This is a genomic window from Kitasatospora sp. NPDC058115 (assembly GCF_042884635.1).
In the GTDB taxonomy this organism is placed as follows: Bacteria; Actinomycetota; Actinomycetes; order Streptomycetales; family Streptomycetaceae; genus Kitasatospora.
On sequence record NZ_JBHVTL010000001.1, the window covers coordinates 396129 to 405288 of the forward strand.

The following is a 9160-nucleotide window of genomic DNA, read 5'->3' on the forward strand; positions in this document are numbered from 1 at the left end:
CATGTCTAGCACCACCCAGAACACCTAGCACCACCTGAACACGAGGGCCCCGCCGGTGTGCGTCCGGCGGGGCCCTTCGTCGTACCGCCTTCCCCCCGCGCCCGCCCCGGCTACAGCTGCGCCTCCGGGGGGAGGCGGTGCACGCCGGGCAGGTGGGAGTCGAGTTCGCCGGGCTCGAAGCGGCACATGCCGACGGCGTGCCAGAACTCGCCGGCCACGTCGCCCTCGCACTTGTAGGCGCCGGAGGGCAGCAGGGTGGCCCAGCCGTCGGGGGCGCCGAGGAGGGTGGCGAGGGCGGTGGGGCGGCCGTCGGCGGGCACGCGCCAGAGGCGGACCGTGCCGTCCTCGCCGCCGCTGGCGAGCAGTGAGCCGTCCGGGCTGAAGGTGACGGCGAGGATCCGGCCGGTGTGGCCGCGCAGCCCGGCGAGTTCGGTGCCGCCGACCGGGTCCCAGATCCGCACCACCCGGTCGTCGCCGGCGGTGGCGAGCAGCGGGCGGTGCGGGTGGGCGGCGGCGGTCCACAGCCGGCCGACGTGGCCGGTGAGGCGGTGGCGGACGGCGCGGCCGGCCCAGATGAGCGCGGTGCCGTCCCAGGAGACGCTGGCCAGCCAGGTGCTGTCGGGCGAGGGCGCGACGGCGTACACCCGGTCGGTGTGGCCGTCGAGTTCGGCCTCGACCCGCCCGCCGGCGATGTCGGAGATGCGCACCTTGGCGTCGTCGCAGCCGGTGAGCAGCTGCCGCCCGTCCGGGCTGAAGGCGATGGAGCGGACCCGGCCGCGGTGTTCGCGCAGGGTGGTGAGGTGCGCGCCGGTGCGGCGGTACCAGATGCGGACGGTGTCGTCGTCGTTGGCGGTGGCGACCAGGACGCCGTCGGCGCTGAACGCCTCCGCCCAGACGTGTTCGGTCTCGACGTCCATCTCGCGCAGGTACTCGCCGGTGCGGGCGTTCCACAGGCACAGGTCGCCGTCGTTGGTGGCGGTGGCCAGCACGGCTTCCTCGGGGCTGAACACGGCGGAGACCAGCCGGCTGCTGCGGCCGGACAGTTCGCGCAGCCGGCGGCCGGTGGAGGGTTCCCAGAGGCGGATCGCGCCGTCGTTGCCGCCGGCGGCGAGCAGGGTGCCGTCGCCGCTGAAGGTGAGCGAGCCGATCCGCCGGCCGTGGCCGCGCAGGAGCTGGCGGCTGCGACCGCTGGAGGGGTCCCAGAGCCGGACCCGGCCGTCGTTGCCGCCGGTGACGAGCAGCGGGTCGCTCTCGGCGCCGCCGCGACCGGCGCCGGGGCGGAAGCGGCAGGCCCACACCGAGCCGCGGTGCTCGGGCGGCTGGCGGCGCAGTGGCGCGATCTCGCGGGCGCCGGTCGCGCCGACGCCGACGGCGCCCTCGGCGGCGCCGACCCGCCAGACGCGGACGCCGCCGTCGCTGTCGCTGGCCGCGAAGCGGGTGCCGGCCTCGTCGAAGGTGACCTGGTAGATCTTGCCGGTGGAGTCCTCGGCCCGGCCGGTGGACGTGCCGTCGAGGGGGTTCCAGAAGCGGATCTGGCCTTCGGTGTCGCCGCTGGCGAGCAGGTCGCCGTCGGGGTGGAAGGCGAGGGTGTAGATGCGTCCGGCGTGGCCGGGCATGCTGTGGCGCAGCCGGCGGCCGGCCGCCTCCCAGATGCGCACGGTGCCGCCGGTGCCATCGTCGGGTCCGCCGTCGGCGGTGGCGATCAGGGTGCCGTCGGGGCTGAACGCGGAGCGGTAGACGGTGCCGCGGTGGCCGGGGAGGACGGCGAGGCGGCGGCCGTTGGCGGTGGACCACAGGCGGGCACCGCCGCCCTGGTCGCCGGTGACGATCATGGTGCCGTCGGGGTTGAAGACGGCGGTGTAGACGGGTGCGGCGTGGCCGGGCAGGCGGTGGAGGGGTTCGCCGGTGGCGGTGTCCCAGAGGGTGACGACGCCGTTGAGGTCGCCGGTGGCGACCATCCGGCCGTCGGGGGCGAGGGAGACCGGCCAGACGCCGCCGGGGTGGACGTCGAGGCGGTGGCGGCACTCGCCGGAGACGGGGTCCCAGAGCCGGACGGTGCCGTCGGCGCTGCCGGTGGCGAGGGTGTCGCCGGCGAACTTGACGGCGTAGACGCGTCCGATGTGGTCCTTGAGGGTGCGCAGGGCGGTGCCGGTGACGGCGTCGCAGACGAGGACGCTGCCGTCCTCGGAGCCGACGGCGAGCAGGTGGCCGTCGCGGCTGAAGGCGACGGGTTCGGGCAGGCGGGTGGAGCGGACGTCGAAGCCGTAGGGGACGCCGACCTCGGAGGGGCTGAAGCCGGCTTCGACGGGCAGGCCGGGGGCGATGGCGGCGGCGCGCAGTTCGGGGGCGGCGAGCACGGTGTCGTCGGTGACGGCGGAGATGAGGGCGGCGCGTTGCCAGCGGCTGCCGCGCAGTTTGGTGCCGCGCAGGTCGGTGCGGATCAGCCGGGCGCCGTGCAGGTCGGCGAAGCGCAGGTCGGCGCCGGAGAGGTCGGCGGAGTCGAGGCGGGCGCCGGCGAGGCGGGCGCCGCGCAGGTCGGCGCCGGCGAGGTTGGCGCCGAGCAGCCGGGCGCCGCGCAGGTCGGCGCCGAAGAGGTCGACGCCCGACAGGTCGCGGTGGGAGAGGTCCTCACCGGCGAGGGTGGCGCCGCGCAGGTCGGTGTGGGCGGGGACCCGGAGCCGGTCGAGGACCTTGACGGCGTTGAGCCGGGCGGCTTCGGTGGCGGGTTCGGTGGCGTCCAGGACGGAGCGGGCCCACTGCTGGCAGACCTGGTGGTCGGCGAGGTCGCAGAGGAACTCGACGGCGAGGCGGCTGAGCGGGCCGCGGGCGAGCAGGGTGGCGTCGCCGCGCAGGAGCGCCTCGGCGGCGGCGCGGGCGACCAGCCATTCGACCACGGAGCCGTGGATGAAGTGGAACATGCCTTCGTCGGAGCGCACCAGCAGGCTGCCGGAGCCGACGGCGTGGGCGACCTGCGGGGTGGGCATGCGGTTCTCGGCGAGGCCGCTGAGCACGCCGGCGATGTCGACGATCTCGTCGAGCGGGATGGAGGTGCGGCCGCTCTCCCACAGGCGCAGCGCGAGCAGGGTGACGGCCTGCCAGAGCTGGTCGAGGTGCAGGCCGGGGGCGGCGCCGGGGCCGCCGTGGCCGCGTTGTTCCTCGAAGCGCAGCCAGGCGGTGAAGACCTCCTGGTAGAGGCCGGCGGCGCTGAGTGCGCGGCCGGCGCCGGCGACGGCGCGCAGCCGGTCGTGGTCGAGGTCTGCGACGAAGCTGAGCAGGCGGGGGTTGCGGCACAGGGCGAGGAGGTCGGGGATGCCTTCGAGCAGGCGCATCCGGCGGTCGGCGGCCTCCTGGTCGCCGTAGCGGTTGCCGAGGTAGCCGCGGATCTGGTGGGGGGTGAAGTCCTGGACGGCGATGAGGCGGCGTTGCGGGAGCAGGCCGACGCGTTCGCCGAGGGCGGTGAGGACCTGTTCGTGGGAGCTGAAGTGCTGGGTGCGGCTGGTGACGACGATCTTGGCGTTGTCGACGGCGGCGTCGAGGAGGACCTGGAGGTGGTCGGCGGCGCGTTCGTAGCTGACGCGGTTGACGAGTTCGTCGAAGCCGTCGAAGAGCAGGACGATGCGGCCCTGGCGCAGCATGTAGCGGAAGGCGCGCAGGTCGAGGGTGTCGATGCCGTGCTCGGTGAGGTGGGCGGCGACCAGGCCGTCCAGCGAGTGGGCCTTGTCGAGTGCGCTGAGTTCGATGAACAGCGGCGACAGGTGCGGGAGTTCGGCGGGTAGCCGGCGGGCGAGCTCGCGCAGGGCGAAGGTCTTGCCGCGGCCGAAGTCGCCGAGGAGCAGGACGAAGCGGCCGTGGTCGGAGTCGAGGAGACGCAGCAGTTCCTCGACGAGGCCGTCGCGTTCCTCGGCGCCGGGGCGTTCGGCGTCGCGGTAGCGCTGGGGCAGGTAGAGGCCGGGGTGGTACTGGCTGTCGGTGGCGAGGCGTTCGGTCTGGGCGGTGACGTGGCCGCGCAGGTCGAGCAGGCCCTGGAATTCCAGGAAGCTGCGCAGCCTGACGCCGCGGCGGCGGGCGCGGTCGCGCAGTTCGCGTGCGGGCGGGGGGCCGTCGTGGACGAGTTCGGCGTCGAGGGTGGTGCCGTCGGCGTGCACCGCGTCGGCGAAGCGTTCGACCTCCTCCTCGGTGGGGGTGCCGACGCAGGCGGCGACGCGTTGCTGGCGGACCAGGCCGGATTCGGCCCAGGTGACGAAGAGTTGGGCGGTGGTGCCGGCGACGGGGCGGATCTGGGCGCCGGGGTGGCGGGTGCGGCAGACTTCGGCGACCCGGGCGAGCAGGGCTTCCTCGGGGGTGGCGAGGGCGCGGGTCTCGTGGTCGGTGGCGGCGGGTTCGCGGACCTCTTCGAGTTGGGGCGGGCCGGCCTGGGGGGCGGGTTCGGGGGCGGGGAAGGCGCGGGCGGCGCGGCGCCAGGGGACGGTGAGGCGTTGGTGTCCGGCGGCGGGGGCGGGCCAGCGGGTGAGGCCGTCGCGGGTGAGCCGCAGCAGTTGGTGGGCGCCGGGGGTGGCGGCGGCGAGCACGGGCAGGTCGCCGGCGGAGGTGGTGAGGGTGCGCGGGGCGGTGCGGCCGTCGCCGGGGCCGTGGAGCAGCAGGTGGAGGCGGGGTGCGGTGAGGCGGGTGAACCGGTCGGCGTCGCGCAGGGGTGCGGTGGCCGGCTCGTGGGGGGCGCGGCTGGGGGCGAGGTCGGCGGGGCGTGCGCCGGAGCCCGGGGTGACCGGGTGGCGTACGGCGCCGATCCGCAGCCAGCCGTCGTTCTCGTAGGGGCGCAGTGCCTGGGCGAACCAGGCGGCCTGTTCGGGGCCGAGCCAGCCGTAGTGGTCCTCGGGCCGGTGGGTCCAGGCCATGGAGGAGTTGAGGGCGGCGACGACGGTGCCGAGTTCGGGGACCGGGAAGAGGGTCCAGGGCTGGGCGCTGTCGAAGACGATGTCCAGGCCCTGGTAGAACTCCTGGAAGAGGCGGGCGTAGTGGCGCCATTTGGGCCAGTAGGGCGGGGCGGGGCGCAGTTCGTCGGCTTCGCAGGTGGCGAAGTAGGCGCGGGAGGCGGCCTGGCTGACGTCCTGGCCGCCGGGCAGGACGGCGACGCGGTGCGGTTCGAGGCCGAGCAGGGCGCGGATGCCGGTGAGGAAGGTGAGGGCCTGCTCGCATTCGCGGGGGCTGCCGGAGGCGGTGAGGTCGCCGGTGACGACGACGAGTTCGGGGGCGGGGGCGCCGGCGTCGGTGAGTTCGACGAGGTCGCCCCAGATGGCGGCCTGGAGGGCGACGGGGTCGTGGCCGCTGCCGAACGAGGGGCCCGCGAGGTGGAGGACGGTGACGGCTTCGCGTGCGCCGGGGCGGCCGGCGGCCTGGGGGTACTCGGGTTGGACGGTGGGGCGGCGGCGTCCGGCGCGGCCGGTGCCGGCGGCCTGGCGCGGGGCGGGGACGGGGTGCTGTGCCTGGAGCGGGCCCCCGGGCGGGGTGCCGGCGGCGCCGGTGCCGGTGCCGCCGGTACCGCTGCCGGTGCCGCCGGTACCGTGGCCGTCGCCGGGGTAGCCGGGGACGAGGTCGGGGCGGGCCCGGCCCTCCAGGGCCTGGCCGACCCGGGTGAGCAGCAGGTCGCGGGCGCGGGCGGGTTCGGTCACGCCGACGAGGTCGATGTAGGTGAGGGTGGCGAGCAGGCCGTCCACCGGGATGTCCTCGATCCGGACGGTCAGCAGCCGCCGTTCCGGGGCGTCGGGGTCGGCGCGCAGTGCGGCCTGCCACTCCATCCGGCCGTAGCGCGAGCGCTCGTAGTTGCGCGAGAGCAGGGCGATGACGGCGGCGGACTCGGTCACGCCGCGGTCCATGAAGTCGACGAAGTTGGTGCCGGGTACGAAGTCCCAGGCCTGGAGCAGGGCGCGGTAGCCCGCCTCCTCCAGCGTCCAGGCGATCCAGGCCGCCCAGCGTTCGTCGGCCGGCGAGTAGCTGATGAAGAAGTCGATCGGCCCGGGGCCACCCGGGGTCGCGTCAAGAGCCCCCATGGGAGGAGCTTATGACCGATCCGGACCGGCTCAACCCTCTTTCACCGCAACGGGTCCGGGTGGATTTCGGCCGCGACCCGCCGAACGCGCGAGCGGACGGCGCCCCTCCGTGCGACCCTCGGCCTCGACCGGCAACCCCTCGTGTGCGACCCTGACGTCCGTGTTCGCGTACTGGCCCGCCGTGAAGCGGCTGCACCCCCTGGATCTGCTGGCCGCAGGCCTCCTCGCCTGCGGCCTGCTCCTCCTCGCCACCGGTCTTCTGCCGACGGACTCCGCCGGGGCTGCCGTCGAACGGATCGCCCCGCTGCTGGCGTTCCTCGCCTCGGTGATCGTGCTCGCCGAACTCACGAGCGCCGCCGGGGTGTTCGACGTGGTGGCGGCCTGGGTGGCACGGGCCGGCCGGGGCAGCTACCCCGCGCTGTTCCTGCTGTGCGTCGGCTTCGCTGCGCTCACCACCACGGTGCTCAACCTGGACACCACGGCCGTGCTGCTCACCCCGGTCATGCTGGCGCTGGCCGCCCGGGTGGGCATCGCCCCGCTGCCGCTGGCGATGACCACGGTCTGGCTGGCCAACACGGCGAGCCTGCTGCTGCCGGTCTCCAACCTCACCAATCTGCTGGCCGCCGACCGGGTCGCGCTCTCCCCGGCCGGCCTGGCCCGTGCCATGTGGGCGCCGCAGCTGGCCGCGCTGCTGGTCACCATGGTCTGCCTGTGGGGCTTCTACTGGCGGCGCGGACGGCGCGGCGCGGACGTCTACACCCCGCCCGAGCCGCACCGGCCCGGGGACCGGGTGCTGTTCCGGATCTGCGCGCTGGCCTGCACCGGCTTCCTGGCCGCCAGCCTGGCGGCGGTCGTCCCGCTGTGGGCCGCCTCGGGGGCGGCCGCGGCCGTGGTGGTGGCGGCGTTCGCGGTGCGCCGCCCGGAGGCGCTGCGGCCCTCGCTGGTGCCGTGGCGGCTGCTGGTGATGGTGCCCGGCATGTTCCTTGTGGTGCAGACCGTGGACGCGCACGGGCTGCACCGGCTGCTGGCCGACGCCGTCGGCACCGACGGCGGCACGCTCGGCCTCTTCCGGGCCTCGGCGGTCGGGGCGGGCCTGTCGAACCTGCTGAACAACCTGCCGGTGTACCTGGCGGGCGAGGCCGCCGTGCCGGAGGGCAACCACACGCAGTTGCTGGCCCTGCTGATCGGCACCAACGTCGGCCCGCTGGTGACCCCCTGGGCCTCGCTGGCGACCCTGCTCTGGTACGAGCGCTGCCGCTCGGCGGGCCTGCGGGTGCCGTTGCGCGGCGTGGCGGCGACCAGCTCGGTGCTGGCGCTCGGCGCGGTGGCACTGGCGACGGCGGCGCTGGCCCTGACCGGGTGAGCCGGGCCGGGCGCGGCGCGGGCGGCCTCGGCCCGGCGGCGCGGTCGGCCCTACCCCGGCGGCGCGGGCGGCCCTACCCCAGCGGCGCGGACCGGGCGACGAGGCCGAGCAGGTACGGCAGCACCTCGGGGCGGGCGGCGACGTAGCCGCGGTCGGTGTCCGGCCGCCCGATCCGGGGGACGAAGGGGCCGCCGTCCAACGCGCGGACCTCCACGCCGGCCTCGGTGGCGAGCAGGACGCCGGCCGGCAGGTCGATCTCCTCCGCCCGGTAGCCGACGAAGCCGTCGATCAGCCCGCAGGCCAGCAGCGACCAGGTGAGCAGCGGCGCCCACAGCTGGAGCACCCGGCGCGCACCGCTCTCCAGACCGTCCTTGAGCGCCCGCGCCGCCGGGTCGCCGGGCGCCAGGCCGTGGCCCTGGGTCCAGCCGATCACCGGCCGGGCGGCGGCGGCCGGGCGCCGCGGTGACCACAGCCGCCCGGCCGGTCCGTACGCTCCGGCGCCGTGCACCGCGCGCCAGGTGCGGCCGGCCACCGGGTCGTGCACCACCCCGAGCACCGGCTCGTCGTCCACGCACAGCGCGATGCCGACCACGTAGGCGGGCAGGCCGATCACCACGTTGTTGCTGCCGTCCAGCGGGTCGACCAGCCAGGTGCGCCGGGCACCGGGCGCGCCGGGGCGCCCGCCGCCCTCCTCGGCGAGGATCCGGTCGGAGGGAAAGCGCTGGGCCAGCCGCCGGGTGAGGAGTTCCTCGGCGAGCAGGTCGAGTTCGGTGACCACGTCGCCGTGGGCGCCCTTGGTGTCCACCCGGAAGGCGCCGTGGAAGCGCGAGCGCAGCAGGGCGCCCGCGTCCTCGGCGGCGCGCACCGCGACCCGGCACTCCTCGGCGTACGCCCCGGCGCCGTCACCCGGGTCCGCTGTCGTACCGTCCACCGATCCTCCTGACTGCCTCGTCGGCGATCCGGGCCGTGCGGTCCGTGTCGCACAGCCGCCGCACCACCCGGCGGGCGGCGCCGTCCACCGGTCCCAGCACCACGTCCACCGGCCCCGGCACGGTGCGCCCGAGCACGACGGTGGCGGTGGGCGTGCCGTCGGGCAGCACGGTGGCGTGGAACTCCCCCGCCCCCAGGGTGTAGGTCTCGCCGCGCCCGCTGGTCTGCTCGGCCAGCGTCCGCCAGCGCACCAGCCGCGTGGTGGGCCGCACCTCGTCCACCCCGGCGGCGGCGTCGCTGTGCACCTCGTAGGCCCGGTGGGTGGGCCGGGCGGGTTCGTCGTACACCCCGATCCGCACGTTGCCGATCCGCCCGTAGAGCACGCTGCTCTTCAGTTCCCAGCTGTGGCAGTGGATCTCCCGCTGCCCGGCGGCGGTCACCGGGTCGAACACGTGCACGCAGACGCCGAGCGCCCCGTCGCGCACCACCGGCAGGCAGTAGAACCCGAGCGGGTGGGCCACCGCCCGCAGCACCCGCGTCCCGCGCGCGATCTGCGTCAGCAGACCGCCCACCAGCGCGTCGAGACCGGGTTGTGCGGTGGTGCGCCCGGCTGCCCGGTCGAGCGTCGTGAACAGGTCGTTGCTCATCGCTCCCCCTTGCTCCCCGCCCAACATGCTAGGACCGGCGGGAAGTTGACGGCCAGCGAGTTGACGGCCCGGGCCGCGGTTTCCCGTTGCCGAAGGCCGCGGGCCCGCGACGCGTGGTGCGTCGCGGGCCCGGGGGGCGGGGGGGGGGGGCAGCAAAGGGGGGGTGACCGGGCGGT

Annotated in this window: 4 protein-coding genes; 1 reads left to right on the plus strand and 3 read right to left on the minus strand. The window is 75.9% G+C overall.

The genetic code is table 11. The annotated features are described in order from the left end of the window. Window positions 1–110 precede the first annotated feature (110 nt). Window positions 111–6044, minus strand: coding sequence for a TIR domain-containing protein (locus ACFVVL_RS01520; RefSeq protein ID WP_387670481.1), 5934 nt, complete (start codon window positions 6042–6044; stop codon window positions 111–113). Between the two features lie 160 nt (window positions 6045–6204). On the opposite strand from ACFVVL_RS01520, the gene ACFVVL_RS01525 reads away from it, so the two are divergent. Then, entirely contained in the window at window positions 6205–7407 is a 1203-nt protein-coding gene (locus ACFVVL_RS01525) for an SLC13 family permease (RefSeq protein WP_387670483.1), read from the plus strand. A 73-nt stretch (window positions 7408–7480) separates the two neighbouring features. Here ACFVVL_RS01525 and ACFVVL_RS01530 read toward each other — a convergent pair whose 3' ends face one another. Beyond that, the gene (locus ACFVVL_RS01530) at window positions 7481–8338 is read right to left on the minus strand and encodes an inositol monophosphatase family protein (RefSeq protein WP_387670485.1); all 858 of its coding nucleotides are present in this window, start codon (window positions 8336–8338) and stop codon (window positions 7481–7483) included. After that, complete coding sequence (locus ACFVVL_RS01535) at window positions 8310–8984, minus strand: hypothetical protein (RefSeq protein WP_387670487.1); 675 nt, start codon at window positions 8982–8984, stop codon at window positions 8310–8312. Before ACFVVL_RS01535 ends, ACFVVL_RS01530 begins: the two co-directional genes overlap by 29 nt. Window positions 8985–9160 lie beyond the last annotated feature (176 nt).

Coding starts and splice junctions, on each gene's coding strand:
- ACFVVL_RS01535 (WP_387670487.1), bottom strand. CDS start 8,984: ATGAGCAACGACCTGTTCACGACGCTCGACCGGGCAGCCGGGCGCACC.
- ACFVVL_RS01520 (WP_387670481.1), bottom strand. CDS start 6,044: ATGGGGGCTCTTGACGCGACCCCGGGTGGCCCCGGGCCGATCGACTTC.